This is a genomic window from Microbacterium sp. MF43, assembly GCF_012847295.1.
Taxonomy (GTDB): domain Bacteria; phylum Actinomycetota; class Actinomycetes; order Actinomycetales; family Microbacteriaceae; genus Microbacterium.
This window is the reverse complement of the sequence record NZ_JABBDY010000002.1, coordinates 598,143-611,796: the sequence shown is the minus strand read 5'-3', so window position 1 is coordinate 611,796 and position 13,654 is coordinate 598,143. Positions and strand designations below refer to the sequence as shown.

Below are 13,654 nucleotides of genomic sequence, written 5' to 3'. Positions count from 1 at the left end.
CCTTCCGACATGCGGGGTCCTCCCTATGCGACGGTCCGGCGGTCGTCCTCATGGTACTCCGCGGGGCTCATGACTAATCTGAGCACATGGCGGACATCTTCGACGTGATCGCGGACGGAACGCGTCGCGACATCCTGCGGCTCCTTCTCGATCGAGCGGCCGCAGGCGAGCGCGGAACCAGCGTGTCCCACATCGTCCACGAACTCGGAGCGAGTCAGCCGACGGTCTCGAAGCACCTCAAGGTGCTGCGCGAGGCGCACCTCGTCTCGGTGCGCGAGGAGGGCCAGCACCGCTACTACAGCCTGTCGGCGGCGCCGCTCGACGAGGTCGACGACTGGCTGGTGCCGTTCCTCGGCGACGATGACGGCGAGAGCGGCGCGACGACATCGACCCTGCCCGACTCCGCGGCGCACGCGGCCGATGTGGTGGGCAGGGCCGCGGCCTCGGCGAAGCATGCGGTCGCGACGGCGCTGAAGAAGTTCCCCGGCCGCTAGCGACGTCCGGCCTTGCGCCGGAACAGCCACCCGCCCCACGCGAACGCCACGACGAGGATGGGGACGAGTCCGACCCCTTCACCTTCGGCCTCGAGCGGAGCCTCGACGGCGTCGCCGCCTGTATCGAGCCGGCGGCCCGCGGGGGACGAGCACCTCGCGCGCCGTGGGCGGGCTCCGACGATGGCGACATCGCCGATGACAAGCGGTTCCGGGAGGCGCAGAAGGCGGTTCGGGATGCCGAGAAGGCACTGCGAGATGCCCGGAAGCTCCAGCGGCAGGCGGCGCGGGACGCCCGCGAGCGTCAGGCGCGCCCGCGTGCCGGCACCTGACCCGGGGATATCTCAGCATTCTCATGGGTCACACAGGTTTACACGCGTCCCGTCGCGGCTCTAGAGTGTGGCAAGCACTTCTGGGGAAAGGGATGACATGGCGGAGCTGCCTGACGTGCGCTTTCTGACCGTCGCCGAGGTCGCCGAGCTCATGCGCGTCTCGAAGATGACGGTCTATCGGCTGGTCCACTCGGGCGAGTTGCCGGCGGTCCGCTTCGGCCGCAGTTACCGCGTGCCGGAGTCGGCGGTGACAGAGGCACTGCAACGACCCATCGCCGACGTCGGCTAGACTGTCCCGAGGCATTTTCCGATCTGCCCGTTCCCGGGCGCGCACGCTGCGCCCAGACCCCGACATTGTGAGGTTTTCCGTGGGTTCTGTCATCAAGAAGCGCCGCAAGCGCATGGCGAAGAAGAAGCACCGCAAGCTGCTTCGCAAGACGCGCCACCAGCGCCGCAACAAGAAGTAAGCGGCCATCGACACCAAGCGCCTGTCTTCGGACGGGCGCTTCGTGTATCCCCAACCGGTCAGCCCGACAGGAGGCAGCATGCCCTCGATCTCCGTACACCAGCTCCGCGAGCAGCCCGCCACACCCGTCATCGACGTGCGCGAGCCGTGGGAGTTCGAGTCCGGTCGCGTGCCGGGCGCCGTGAACCTGCCCATGTCGACGATCGGCGAGCAGCTCGACCAGCTCCCCGACGGCGCCTTCGCCGTCATCTGCAAGGTGGGCGGCCGGTCCGGGCGCGTCGTGGAAGCACTGGTCGCGCGTGGCTACGACGCCACGAACGTCGACGGCGGCACCGACGAGTGGATCGCTGCGGGGTATCCCGTCGAGAACTGAACGCGCGTCGCCCCCGACGAGGGGCGCGCCGAGGCATCCGGACCCGCTCCTAAACTGAGGGCGTGACGACTCTCACGCTCATCGGCAAGCCCGACTGCCACCTGTGCGACGTGGCGCGAGAAGTGGTCGAGACGGTCGTCGCGGAGTTCCCCGAGGACGCGGTCGACGTCGATGAGCGCTCGATCGCCGAGGACCCCGCGCTCTACGCGCAGTGGTGGGAGAAGATCCCCGTCGTGCTCATCGACGGATCGCTTCACGGGCACTGGCGCGTGTCGCCCGACCGCCTGCGCACGGCGCTGCGCGAAGCGACTGCCGCCCGCTGACGCGGCCCACCGCGCACATTCCTGCGTCGCGCGCAGCTGCACCTGCGCGCGACGGAGATTCCTGCGCGGCTGGCGTCGGCGCCCCGCCGCCTACGGCGCGAGGCGGGTGAGGTGCGGTCGGCGGCTACGGCGCGAGGCGGGTCGGGCCGCGGAAGAGGTACGTGACCTCGCGAATCGAGTCCTGGCCGAGCAGGAGCATCAGCACGCGGGCCAGGCCCATGCCGAATCCGCCGTGCGGCGGGGCTCCGTAGCGGAAGAAGTCGAAGTAGAAGTCGAGGTGCTCGGGCTCCAGGCCCTTCTCCCTCGCCTGCTCGATCAGCACGTCGACGCGGTGCTCGCGCTGCGCGCCCGTGGTGATCTCGACCCCCTTGAAGAGCAGATCGTACGACTTCGTCAGCCCGGTCTCCTCGTCGCGCATGTGATAGAACGCGCGGATCTCGGGGTGGTAGTCGGTGATGAAGACGAACTGGTGGCCGTACGTCTCCTCGACGTGCGCGGAGATCTGGCGCTCACCCTCCGGGTCGAGGTCGCCGTCGGTGCGGGGGATGTCGTAGCCGCGGGCCTTCACGATCTCGCGCGCCTCGGCGAGCGGGATGCGCGGGAACGGGATGGCGGGCACCCGCACCTCGATGCCGAAGAGCTCCTCGATCTCGGCGCCGTGCTTGTCCTTGACCGCCTGGAACGCCGTCTGCAGCAGCTCTTCCTGCATCGCGGCGACGTCCTCATGGGAGTCGATCCAACTGATCTCGGCGTCGATCGACGTGAACTCCGTCGCGTGACGGGACGTGAAGGAGGGGTCCGCGCGGAAGGCGGGCGCGATCTCGAAGATCTTGCCGAAGCCGGCGACCTGCGCCATCTGCTTGAAGAACTGCGGCGACTGCGCGAGGTACGCCGTCTTCTCCTCGAAGTACGGCACCTCGAAAAGCTCGGCGTTGGACTCGGAGGCCGACGCCATCAGCTTGGGGGAGTGGACCTCGATGTAGTCGCGCTCGATCCAGTACGAGCGGAAGGCGTGCTCGAGCGTGGTCTGCACGCGGAAGATGAGATTGTTGCGACGCTGGCGCAGGTCGAGGAAGCGCCAGTCCATGCGCTTGTCGAGGCCCGAGTCGGCCGCGATGGGCGTCTCGGGAAGCGCCGCGGCGGCGATGTCGAGCGCGCCGATCTTGATCTCGACGCCGCCGAGCTTGACGCGCTCGTCGTGCTTGAGGTCGCCCGTGACCGTCAGGAAGGTCCCGGTGGCGAGGTTCGAGATCGTCTCGGTGAGAGCGAGGGCCGCGGCATCCTGCTCGGAGCCGTCCTCGGCGGGGCGCGTCGCGGGATTCACCAGCTGCACCGCGCCGGTCTCATCCCGCAGGATGACGAACTGCACCTTCTTCTGATCGCGGACGGTCTCGACCCAGCCCGAGACCAAGACGGGGCCGTCGGCGAGACCCTGCAGCTGCTTGACGAGAACGCGTTCACTCACGAGGGATCAGTCTACGTGGGCGTCACGCCGCGTCCCGACGCCGCGAAGCCGGGGTTCGACGCGGGCCCGGACGCCGCAGTCCCGGGTGCCGAGGGGGTCGTCCCACGCCCGGATCGGGGGGCCTGCACCCAGGAACGACACATGTGCCGCCTTTAGCGTGGAGGGAGCCGTGTCCGGCCGGGTCGCGGCATCCGATCACCGAAGGCGAAGCCCCCGATGACCGAAACCTCCCCCGACGGCTCCTGGCTCGGAGCCCTGCTCGACTGGTCCGTCTCGCTCATGGACGTCATCGGGCCCGCCGGAGCCGGAATCGCGATCGCGCTCGAGAACCTGTTCCCACCGCTGCCCAGCGAGGTCGTGCTGCCCATGGCCGGCCTCGCCGCGAGCCGCGGCTCGTTCTCGCTCTTCGAGGCGCTGGCCTGGACGACCGCCGGCTCCATCGTCGGTGCTCTCCTTCTCTACGGTCTCGGCGCCTGGCTCGGCGTCGGCCGCCTGCGCACCATCGCCGCGCGCGTGCCGCTCCTCAAGTCGGAGGACATCGACCGCACGGTGTCGTGGTTCCACCGGCACGGGGGGAAGGCGGTCTTCTTCGGCCGCATGATCCCCATCTTCCGTAGTCTCATCTCGATCCCCGCGGGAGTGACGCGCATGCCGCTGTGGCGGTTCGCCCTGCTCACCGCGGCGGGGAGCCTCCTGTGGAACACGATCTTCGTGATGTCCGGCTTCCTCCTGGGCGAGTCCTGGCACATCGTGGAGCATTACGTCGACGTGCTCCAGTACCTCGTGATCGGCGCCGTCGCCGTGGCGGCCGTGTGGTTCGTCGCGGTTCGCGTACGTGCGGGGGTGGCGGCGTCCCGCGCCGTCCCCGAACCGGCGCAGGAGCGCGAACGCGAGGGCGCGTCGGTCGACTGACGCTCAGCCGCCCCACAGAACCGGCCACCGTAGACTGGACGCGTGCCCGCCGATCGCCTCCATCTCGTGCGCCATGGGGAGGTTCACAATCCCCGACGCGTGCTCTACGGACGACTTCCGGGATTCGGTCTCAGCGCTGACGGGCGGCGCATGGCGCAGCAGGCGGCCGACTACGTGAAGACTCTCGACCGGCCGGTGACGAGCCTGGTGTGCTCGCCGCTGCAGCGGACCCAGGAATCGGCCGAGCCCTTCGCCGAGGTGTTCGGCCTCGAGCCTCGCATCGACGAGCGCGTCATCGAGCCCACCAACGTCTTCGAGGGAAAGCGCATGGTGCTCGCCCTCATCAACCCGTGGAACTGGCGCCACCTGCGCAAGCCCGCGCTCCCGAGCTGGGGTGAGCCGTACGCCGACGTCATCGGCCGCATGAACCGCGCCATGACCGAGGCCTGGAAGTCCGTCGACGCCGGCGACGTCGTGATCGTGTCGCACCAGCTGCCGATCTGGGTGACGCACCTCGCGGTGGCGGGACTGCCCTCGCGCCACGATCCGCGCGATCGCCGCTGCGCGCTGTCGAGCGTCACGAGCTTCGAGATGGACGACAGCGGAAAGTGGACCGAGATCGCCTACGCCGAGCCGGCATCGCTGTCGGGCGCGGTCGACGTGGGGGCGGTGTGATGCCAGGTCCGTCCCGGTTCCGGCGCACGCGGGTCACGGCATCCGCTCTCGTGGCTCTCTCGCTCGTGGCGGGCCTGGCCGCGTGCACCAGCGACCCTCTCGCCGACCAGTACCGCTCGGGTGACGGCAAGGGCTTCATCGCCGCCGACGGGTTCGAGGTCGTCGAGATCGCCCCCGAGGACCGCACCGAGCCGGTCGACTTCGACGCCGTCCTCGACACCGGCGACACGGCGACGAGCGACGACTACCGCGGCGAGGTGCTCGTCGTGAACTTCTGGTACGCGGCGTGCGCGCCATGCCGTGTCGAGGCTCCGCTGCTCGAAGAGGTGAACCAGGCGTTCGCGGGCGATGACGTGTCGTTCCTCGGCGTCAACCTGTACGACGGCGCCGAGGCCTCGCAGGCGTTCGCCAAGACCTACGGCGTCGACTACCCCAGCGCGCTCGCAACCGAGGACGGCTCGATCAAGCTCGCGTTCGCGGGGCAGACCCCGCTCAACGCCGTGCCGGTGACCCTCGTGCTCGACCGCGAGGGACGCGTGGCGGCGCGTGTGATCGGCCAGATCAGCGAGACCTCGATCCTCGAGACGCTCGTGAGCGACGCGCTGGAGGAGTCGTGAACCCGGCAGCCGTCGTCGCGGACGGCTCGCTGCTGGTGGCGATCCCGATCGCCGTGCTGGCGGGCCTCATCTCCTTCCTGTCGCCGTGCGTGCTTCCGCTCGTTCCCGGGTACCTGGGGTTCATCGGGGGCGCGGTGACGCCCCGTGAGCCGCGCGCCGCACGTGACGACGCGCGGGGCTCGCAGTCGTCCGCCGAGAGCGGGCGTGTCGCGCTCGACTCCGCGGAGTCGGTGAAGACGGATGCCCCGCCCGCCGGTCCCACGCGCAGCCGGCTGCTCCTGGGCGTGCTGCTGTTCATCGCGGGCTTCACGGTGGTGTTCGTCAGCATCGCGATGCTCGGCGGCACGCTCGGGCGCTTCCTGCTTGAGTACGCCGACGCGATCACCCGCGTTCTGGGTGTCGTCGTCATCGCGATGGGACTGGTGTTCATCGGCTTCTTCGGGAGGGCGCAGCGCATCGCCCGTCCGCAGGTGCGCGGCAACCTCGGTCTGATCGGCGCGCCGCTTCTCGGCATCGCTCTCGGAATCGGGTGGGCTCCGTGCATCGGCCCGACCCTCGCCGTCATCCTGACGATGGCCTTCGACGCCGGGTCGGCGGGTCGCGCGGCACTCCTCGGGGTCGCGTACTCGCTGGGTCTGGGCATCCCGTTCATCCTGATCACGCTGGGCTTCGGCTGGGCGGCCCGCTCGGTCGCCTTCGTGCGCCGCCACATCCGCGCCGTCAACATCGCGGGCGGGGTGTTGCTCATCGTGCTCGGCCTGCTGATGGTTACCGGCGTGTGGACGCAGATCATGGCCAGGCTGCAGGGGGTGTTCGCGAGTGTCCCGCTCCCTCTCTGACGGACCCGGTCTCGACGCCTCCGAGCCGATGCGTCCCGCCGATCACGCCGACTCGGCGGCCGAGGTGAGCCAGCCGGCGCTGGGTTTCGTCGGATGGCTGCGGTGGGGCTGGCGCCAGCTCACCTCGATGCGCACGGCGCTCGTGCTTCTTCTTCTGCTCGCGATCGCAGCCGTTCCGGGATCGCTCGTGCCGCAGCGCAGCGCCGACCCCAACGGCGTCACGCAGTACTTCGCCGACAACCCCGATCTGGCGCCGATCCTCGACAACCTCAGCCTCTTCGACGTCTATACGTCGCCCTGGTTCTCGGCGATCTACATCCTCCTGTTCGTGTCGCTGATCGGGTGCGTCATCCCGCGCACGAAGCATCACTGGAAGGCCCTGCGCGCCAAGCCGCCGCGCACCCCCGCACGCCTGTCGCGGCTGGACGGGCACCGCTGCGAGGTGGTCGAGCTGGCGCCCGGGACGGATGCCTCCGCCGCCGCCGAGTCGGCGGTCGAACGCGCCCGGGAGCAGCTGAAGAGGGCCGGTTACCGGGTCGAGCGCTATGACTCCGCGTCTGCGCTGTCGGTGTCGGGCGAGCGCGGGTATCTCAAGGAGACCGGCAACCTCGTCTTCCATGCGGCTCTCGTCGGCGTGCTGCTGTCGGTCGGGGTGGGCGGCGGCTTCACCTACACGGGGCAGACCGTGATCATCGAGGGGCGAACGTTCGTCAACTCGATGCTCGACTACACGTCGTTCAACCCGGGACGCTTCGTCGACGAGAACGCGCTCTCGCCGTACTCCCTCACGCTGGACCGCTTCGACGTGACGTATCAGCCGTACGGATCGCAGGGTTCGGGCCAGGCGGGCGACTTCGTCGCCAACCTCACGACCCAGCGGGCGGGGGAGGAGCCGCAGTCCGGCGAGGTGCGCGTGAACCACCCGCTGGAGATGGCGGGGGACCGCATCTACCTCATGGGCAACGGCTACGCCCCGACGATCACGATCCGCAACGCGGATGACGAAGTGGTCTTCTCCGAGTCGGTGCCCTTCCTGCCGCAGGACACCAACATGACCTCCCTCGGCGTGGTCAAGGTGCCGGACGGCCTGTCGGAGCAGATGGGCCTCGTGGGCTTCTTCTATCCGACGCAGGCGCCGCTCGACTCCGGCGCGTTCACATCCGCGTATCCCGATCTCGTCCTGCCCGTGCTCTCCCTGGACGTATATGTCGGCGACCTCGGCATCGACGACGGCACCCCGCGTTCCGTGTACACGCTCGACCCGAGCGGCATGGAGAAGCTCGCCGGCCGAGGAACCGGTGTCGCCTCGCTCGAGCTCGCACCGGGGGACACGGCCGAGCTCCCCGGCGGTTACGGCTCGATCACGTTCGAGAACGAGGCATCCGACTCCGCCGATGGGTACGAGGGCTCGGTCAAGCGCTACGTGTCCCTGTCCATCCACCGCGACGCGGGCGCCGCGTGGGTGCTCGTCTTCGCGGTGCTGGCGACAGCCGGCCTGCTCGCCGCGCTGTTCGTGCCCCGTCGACGCATGTGGGTGAAGGTGACGCCGCAGGGCCACACCCTCCGCATCGAGTACGCGGGCCTCGCGCGCGGCGAGGACCCCACGCTCGAGGGCGCTGTCGCGCAGTTCGCGCAGCGTCACGGCGAGAGCCTCCAGACCCCTCCGACCCCCCGCGTAGACTGAGGACATGCCCGAAACCACCGCCCTTTCGCTCGACTCGGTCTCGGTGCTCCTGGTCTGGACCGCGATCGCGGTCTACGCGCTGGCGTTCGTCGCCTACGCGGTGGACCTGGCTCGCCGCGGTGCCGTCGCCGTCGATGCGAAGGACGCGCAGGTGCGCGAGCTCGCCGCGGTGGGCGCCGCTCGCGAGGGCGCCGTCGCGCAGCTGCAGGCGCAGGAGCGGGCTTCCGAAGCGGCGCTGAACGCGCCGCCCTCGCAGCGCCCCCGACTCGTGTGGGCGCGCATCGGCACCTCGCTCACCGTGCTGGGCTTCCTCTTCCACCTCGGAGCCGACATCACGCGCGGAGTCGCGGCCGGGCGCGTGCCGTGGTCGAACATGTACGAGTTCGCGCTGACCGGCACGCTGCTCATCGTTGCCGTGTATCTCGGCGTGCTCTTCCGCTACGACCTGCGGTTCCTCGGAACCTTCATCACCGGGCTCGTCGTAGTGCTGCTCGGTGGCACCGCGATCTGGTTCTACACCGACATCGTCCCGCTGATGGACCCGCTCAAGTCGGTGTGGCTCGTCATCCACGTCTTCGTCGCCTCGCTGGCGACCGCGCTCTTCGCGCTCGCCTTCGGACTGTCGGTGCTCCAGCTCATGCAGGCTCGCCGTGAGCGCCGCGTGGCGGCGGCGGCCGTCGCATCGGACGCGGACGGTGCGAAGCAGGGCCCGGGGTTCCTGCGCACACTTCCGAGCGCCGATGCGCTGGAGTCGCTGGCGTATCGGTTCGCGATCCTGGGGTTCATCTTCTGGACCTTCACGCTCATCGCGGGCTCGATCTGGGCGAACGACGCGTGGGGACGCTACTGGGGCTTCGACACCAAGGAAGTGTGGACGTTCGTCATCTGGGTGCTCTACGCCGGATACATCCACGCGCGCGCCACGCGAGGATGGCGTGGCTCGCGCTCGGCATGGCTGTCGATCATCGGCTTCACTGCGGTGATCTTCAACTTCACGATCGTCAACATGTTCTTCAAAGGGCTCCACGCCTACTCCGGCCTGAGTTGACTCCCGGCACGGGGACATGCACGGTCCATAACGCAAAAAGATTGACAATTCTCCTTTCGACCGCCAATCTTCTCTCAGGCGATTATCGATAGTATCGCTCCGCCTGTGTTGGCGATGGTGCCACGAAAGGAGACCGAATATGACCCCGACCGGTTCTCGAAAGAGACTGAGCGCGGTGTGTGCGGGAGGGGTCATCGCCCTCCTCGTTCCACTCATCATCGGCGTGGGCCCCGCTTCGGCGGCGGAAGCGCAGCACACCCTGTGGGTGGACGTGAGCGGTGGCGACGATGCCAATACCGGCAGCGAGTCGAGTCCGCTCAGGTCCATTGAGGCCGCGCGCGACAGGGTGCGCGACCTCAACGACGCAATGACCGGCGACATCGTCGTCAACATCCGACCGGGCGACTACTACCTCGACGACACGCTCACGTTCGGGGTGGAGGATTCCGGATCGAACGGTCATGACGTGATCTACCGGGCGGCGGGAACGAAGGGCTCGGTCCACGTGATCGGCGGTGAGAAGATCGCCGGCGCATGGACGAAGGCGGAGACGTCGGACGTGAACGCGAAGCTCCCCGAGGCATCGAAGGCGCACGTGTTCAAGAAGCAGCTGCCTGTGGGAACAGACTTCAACACCCTCTATGTCGACGGCACGCGAGCCATCACGGCACGGACGAAGAACTACGAGCACGATGAGCGATTCCCTGCGGCAGACGGCACGAGCGACGACAACTTCCTGATCACCGCCGCGGGCGGGCAGTACAACATCGTCTACGGGAACGATCTCGCCCAGAGTGCAATCGACGGGCTTGCGTACTCGCAAGCCCAGGGGCACCTCAATGCGCAGTTCGTGATCTGGTCAGGGTATGCCACGGGCGGTTCGGACTGGTACCAGGAGACTGTGCCCATCGGCGCCATCAACCCGGCCAACAAGAACATCACCGCGGTCAAGGATCCCGCGAAGATCGAGCTCAACCGCACGCACTGGACCCACGGTCCTGGATACCGCTACTTCCTGCAGAACGACCTGTCGTTCCTCGACAGCCCGGGCGAGTATTACTTCAACCCGACGACGCGGATGCTCTACTATTACCCCGAGTCATCGCAGGTAAGCGGGGACACGCTCAAAGCCGAGGTCGTCTATCCGACGATGCAGAAGGCGATCAACTTCAAGGGAAACGCCAAGACCGACCTCGCTGCCGCACCGAGCGCGAGCGCACAGGTGCGAAACATCGTGCTCGACGGCCTGACAGTGGAGATGACCGACTTCGCCGATTCGTACCTCTTCGCGTGGAATGCCTATGACGCGTACGGTATGCAGAAGTTCCCAGATGAGGCGGCGGGAAGTTCCAATCCTTCGTACAGCGAGAACACCGACCGTATCGAATACCACGTCGGCGCGATCACGATGACCGACGCCAACCACATCACGATCGAGAACTCCCGCATCACCAATGTCGGCATGAATGCGATCGAGCTGTTCCGCGACAACGACTCGATCACGATCCGCAACAGCAGGATCGACAACACCGGGATGGGCGGGATAAACATCGACGGAGGCTATCCCGGCATTGGTGCGTTCAACGGCAACCACGTCATCACGAACAATTTGATCCACGATGTCGGGCAGCTTGTTGGACACCAGCCGGGCGTAACGCTCATGAGCACCGGCCACAATAAGCTGAGCCACCTCGAGATCTTCAACGCCCCGCGGCGTGGGATCCTGCTCAACGCCGGATGGATCCGCAACACCGCGGATACAGGCTTCAATCCGCTCGAGGACATGTACACGGTCGACAATGACTTCTCATACATCTACGTTCACCACACCCAGCAGGACGCGGGTGAAGATAGCGCGATCTTCGGCTGGATTCTGCTGCACCGCGATCGGGTGATGCAGCTGACCGGGACGGACCGGGTCGCGGAGAACAAGTACAACCGCTTCGAGCAGATCATCATCGACAGCCCCGGCGCAAACCCATCGATGCACGATAAGAACACCGTCCTCGGGATGGACTTCGCGATGCGGGCCACCGGTCTGCGCTTCACCGATGTCAAGGCAACGAACTCGCAGAGCTTCACGATCTCGGCTCGGCCGTGGCACGATCTCGACAACGTCAACTACAACCTGATGAACGAGAATGAGGACTGGACCGGCGTCGACACGTTCGACGATTCCCGAATGGAGTACGACAAGATCGGCCTCAAGGACGACTTCCCTGCAGAGTTCGCTTTGGGGACCGTGGAAGAAGAGGAATACGACGACGTCTACTTCGAGGAGGACTTCGAGGGCGCTTCGATCGACCTGACGGACAAGTGGATCGCTGAGCGGGGAACGCCCGAGCAGTCGACGATCTACATGTCGGAAGGTCCGTTCGACGGCAAGAAGTCGTTGTCGATCGATCCGATCGACAACCCCGAAGGAACCCTTCTCAGTCGTACGTTCGGGACGCAGCTCAACAAGGTCGTCACGATGAAGTACTTCGACAAGCGCAACGACCGCGCATACTCCGACAAGGAGAAGCCGAACCTGCCGAACTCGTTCGGGCGCGCCGACGATGGCGTCACTCAGCGTGCCATCGGCGCCGACGGGCGCGTGTCGACGGATTTCTTCCTGGTCAAGGACGGAGACACGACGACAATCACCGACGTGCCGCGTGCTTTCGGCTGGCACGAGTTCACTTGGGACTATACGTCGGGTACCGAGGTCGTGATGTCCATCGACGGAACCATCGTGGCAACACTTCCCGCGACGTCGTTCGACTTCGTCAGCATGGGCGATCCGACCGGTGAGGGTGGGCGCGCGTACTTCGACGAGCTCGTTATCCATGGCGGCGACCCCGCGCCCGCCCCGGGTGATGTCGTCCAGCCGATGGTGGTCGACGGTACGCTCGATGCAACCAACTTCGATACGCAGTCGGGCCTCACGATCTCGACGGCTCCCGCTCCCGAGAATGGGACGATGGCGGGGTACATCGACCAGGGGGACTACCTGGAGTACTTCGTGAACGTGAAGAAGACGGGAACGTACAAGGTCGACTACCGCGTCGCGGTCAACCCAGGTTACGTCGGCAACGTCGACGTCGTGGTCGACGGTGTCACCAAGGCCTCGGCCTCGTTCCCCTCGACCGGCGGGTGGCAGTCGTGGGCGGACCTGACCGACTCGGTACCGCTCACCGCTGGACTGCACACGATCCGGCTGAAGGCGACGTCGAACGGGTGGAACTTCAAGTCCGCCGCGTTCACGTACGGCGGCAAGAGCGTCCCGGGCAGGATTCAGGCAGAGGCGCATGACGCAGCGGCCGGCATCCAGAAGGGCAGCGGACCGTCCGGCCCGATCGTGGGCTACATCGACGCGAACGACACGATGGACTACAGCGTGTACGCAGATGCTCCCGGGGTCTACCGGGTGGACTACCGGGTGGCCGTCAACGCGGGATACGTCGGCGGAGTCGAGTTGCAGGCCAACGGCACGCCGGTCAAGACCACGGCCCTACCGTCGACCGGCGGCTGGCAGTCGTGGGCGACCGTCACCGACTATGTCACCCTTCCGGGCGGGCCGCAGACCCTCCGGCTGAAGGCGACCGCGAATGGCTGGAACTTCGACTGGGTGGAATTCACCTACGCGGGCCGGCATGCGGTGCCGGGAGTCATCGCAGCGGAGCAGTTCGACAAGATGTCAGGCATCCAGGTGTCCAACTCAGCGGCGGGTGGACAGCATGTGGGCTACATCGACGCGGATGACTGGATCGAATACGACATCCACGTCGCGAAGACCAGCAATTACGCAATCGACTACAAGGCGGCTGTCCACGCCGGGTACGCGGGCGGGGTCGAACTCCTGGTCGACGGCGTCAGTAAGGTCACGACCTCCCTGGCATCGACAGGTGGCTGGGAGAACTGGGCGACGGTCACGGCACCTCAGGTGGTCCCGCTCGCCGAGGGGCGGCACACGCTGAGGCTGAAGGCGACGTCCAACGGGTGGAATCTCGACGCGGTCACCCTCCGCGATGTCGGCCGTGCCGTCCCGGGCACGTTCGAGGCGGAGAGCTTCGACGGCATGTCAGGGATCCAGGTTGGTTCGTCCGTGGCAACGGAGGGAGACGGCGCGAAGCACGTCGGTTACATCGAAGCAAACGACTGGATGGAGTATCAGCTCTACGTTCCGCAGGCAGCCACGTACACGGTGAAGTACCGTGTAGCCGTCAACAGCGGGTATACAGGTGGGGTCGACTTCCTCGTGGACGGCGCTTCCCACAAGGTGACGAGCCTGCCCACTACGGGCGGCTGGCAGAGCTGGCAGACGGTGACCGACACGGTATCGCTCCCGGCTGGTCAGCACACCATCCGGCTCAAGGCCACCGCGAGCGGGTGGAACTTCAACTGGTTCGAGATCGCAGCGCCCTGACGGTGCTCGCCGACGGGGCTC

The 13,654-nt window shown here is 67.0% G+C and carries 13 protein-coding genes; 12 read left to right on the top strand and 1 reads right to left on the bottom strand.

Features of this window, described 5'->3' with window-relative positions; all coding sequences use genetic code 11:
• Positions 1–86 precede the first annotated feature (86 nt).
• The 5 genes from HF323_RS07235 to HF323_RS07215 all read left to right on the top strand — a co-directional run bounded on the left by HF323_RS07235 (position 87) and on the right by HF323_RS07215 (position 1,985).
• Entirely contained in the window at positions 87–494 is a 408-nt protein-coding gene (locus HF323_RS07235; protein ID WP_169581885.1) for a metalloregulator ArsR/SmtB family transcription factor, read from the top strand.
• 426 nt (positions 495–920) lie between these two features.
• Positions 921–1,112 (top strand): helix-turn-helix domain-containing protein, encoded by a 192-nt coding sequence (locus HF323_RS07230; protein ID WP_019182077.1) that lies wholly within the window; start codon positions 921–923, stop codon positions 1,110–1,112.
• 79 nt (positions 1,113–1,191) lie between these two features.
• Complete coding sequence (locus HF323_RS07225) at positions 1,192–1,290, top strand: AURKAIP1/COX24 domain-containing protein (protein WP_003792170.1); 99 nt, start codon at positions 1,192–1,194, stop codon at positions 1,288–1,290.
• Between the two features lie 78 nt (positions 1,291–1,368).
• Positions 1,369–1,662 (top strand): rhodanese-like domain-containing protein, encoded by a 294-nt coding sequence (locus HF323_RS07220; RefSeq protein WP_169581884.1) that lies wholly within the window; start codon positions 1,369–1,371, stop codon positions 1,660–1,662.
• 62 nt (positions 1,663–1,724) lie between these two features.
• Positions 1,725–1,985, top strand: coding sequence for a glutaredoxin family protein (locus HF323_RS07215; RefSeq protein ID WP_169581883.1), 261 nt, complete (start codon positions 1,725–1,727; stop codon positions 1,983–1,985).
• Positions 1,986–2,109: 124 nt separating this feature from the next.
• On the opposite strand, the gene aspS is transcribed toward HF323_RS07215, so the two are convergent.
• Positions 2,110–3,450 carry an aspartate--tRNA(Asn) ligase gene (gene aspS / locus HF323_RS07210; RefSeq protein WP_169581882.1) on the bottom strand — a complete coding sequence of 447 codons (1,341 nt, stop codon included), beginning with the start codon at positions 3,448–3,450 and terminating at the stop codon, positions 2,110–2,112.
• A 216-nt stretch (positions 3,451–3,666) separates the two neighbouring features.
• Between aspS and HF323_RS07205 the strand changes: the two genes are divergently transcribed.
• From HF323_RS07205 to HF323_RS07175, 7 genes are all read left to right on the top strand, one after another.
• Positions 3,667–4,362, top strand: coding sequence for a DedA family protein (locus HF323_RS07205; RefSeq protein WP_169581881.1), 696 nt, complete (start codon positions 3,667–3,669; stop codon positions 4,360–4,362).
• A 42-nt stretch (positions 4,363–4,404) separates the two neighbouring features.
• Positions 4,405–5,037, top strand: coding sequence for a histidine phosphatase family protein (locus tag HF323_RS07200; RefSeq protein ID WP_169581880.1), 633 nt, complete (start codon positions 4,405–4,407; stop codon positions 5,035–5,037).
• Positions 5,037–5,654, top strand: a complete 618-nt coding sequence (locus HF323_RS07195; RefSeq protein ID WP_169581879.1) for a TlpA disulfide reductase family protein — start codon at positions 5,037–5,039, stop codon at positions 5,652–5,654. The genes HF323_RS07200 and HF323_RS07195 overlap by 1 nt, the downstream gene beginning before the upstream one ends.
• Positions 5,651–6,493 carry a cytochrome c biogenesis protein CcdA gene (locus tag HF323_RS07190; protein ID WP_169581878.1) on the top strand — a complete coding sequence of 281 codons (843 nt, stop codon included), beginning with the start codon at positions 5,651–5,653 and terminating at the stop codon, positions 6,491–6,493. Before HF323_RS07195 ends, HF323_RS07190 begins: the two co-directional genes overlap by 4 nt.
• Before the next feature lie 28 nt (positions 6,494–6,521).
• Positions 6,522–8,177 carry a cytochrome c biogenesis protein ResB gene (locus HF323_RS07185; RefSeq protein ID WP_169582150.1) on the top strand — a complete coding sequence of 552 codons (1,656 nt, stop codon included), beginning with the start codon at positions 6,522–6,524 and terminating at the stop codon, positions 8,175–8,177.
• Between the two features lie 4 nt (positions 8,178–8,181).
• The gene (gene ccsB / locus HF323_RS07180; protein WP_169581877.1) at positions 8,182–9,225 is read left to right on the top strand and encodes a c-type cytochrome biogenesis protein CcsB; all 1,044 of its coding nucleotides are present in this window, start codon (positions 8,182–8,184) and stop codon (positions 9,223–9,225) included.
• A gap of 139 nt (positions 9,226–9,364) precedes the next feature.
• Positions 9,365–13,633 carry a carbohydrate-binding protein gene (locus HF323_RS07175; RefSeq protein ID WP_169581876.1) on the top strand — a complete coding sequence of 1,423 codons (4,269 nt, stop codon included), beginning with the start codon at positions 9,365–9,367 and terminating at the stop codon, positions 13,631–13,633.
• Positions 13,634–13,654: the final 21 nt, after the last annotated feature.

Coding starts and splice junctions, on each gene's coding strand:
- HF323_RS07205 (WP_169581881.1), top strand. CDS start 3,667: ATGACCGAAACCTCCCCCGACGGCTCCTGGCTCGGAGCCCTGCTCGAC.
- HF323_RS07175 (WP_169581876.1), top strand. CDS start 9,365: ATGACCCCGACCGGTTCTCGAAAGAGACTGAGCGCGGTGTGTGCGGGA.
- HF323_RS07230 (WP_019182077.1), top strand. CDS start 921: ATGGCGGAGCTGCCTGACGTGCGCTTTCTGACCGTCGCCGAGGTCGCC.
- ccsB (WP_169581877.1), top strand. CDS start 8,182: ATGCCCGAAACCACCGCCCTTTCGCTCGACTCGGTCTCGGTGCTCCTG.
- HF323_RS07195 (WP_169581879.1), top strand. CDS start 5,037: ATGCCAGGTCCGTCCCGGTTCCGGCGCACGCGGGTCACGGCATCCGCT.
- HF323_RS07185 (WP_169582150.1), top strand. CDS start 6,522: ATGCGTCCCGCCGATCACGCCGACTCGGCGGCCGAGGTGAGCCAGCCG.
- HF323_RS07235 (WP_169581885.1), top strand. CDS start 87: ATGGCGGACATCTTCGACGTGATCGCGGACGGAACGCGTCGCGACATC.
- HF323_RS07220 (WP_169581884.1), top strand. CDS start 1,369: ATGCCCTCGATCTCCGTACACCAGCTCCGCGAGCAGCCCGCCACACCC.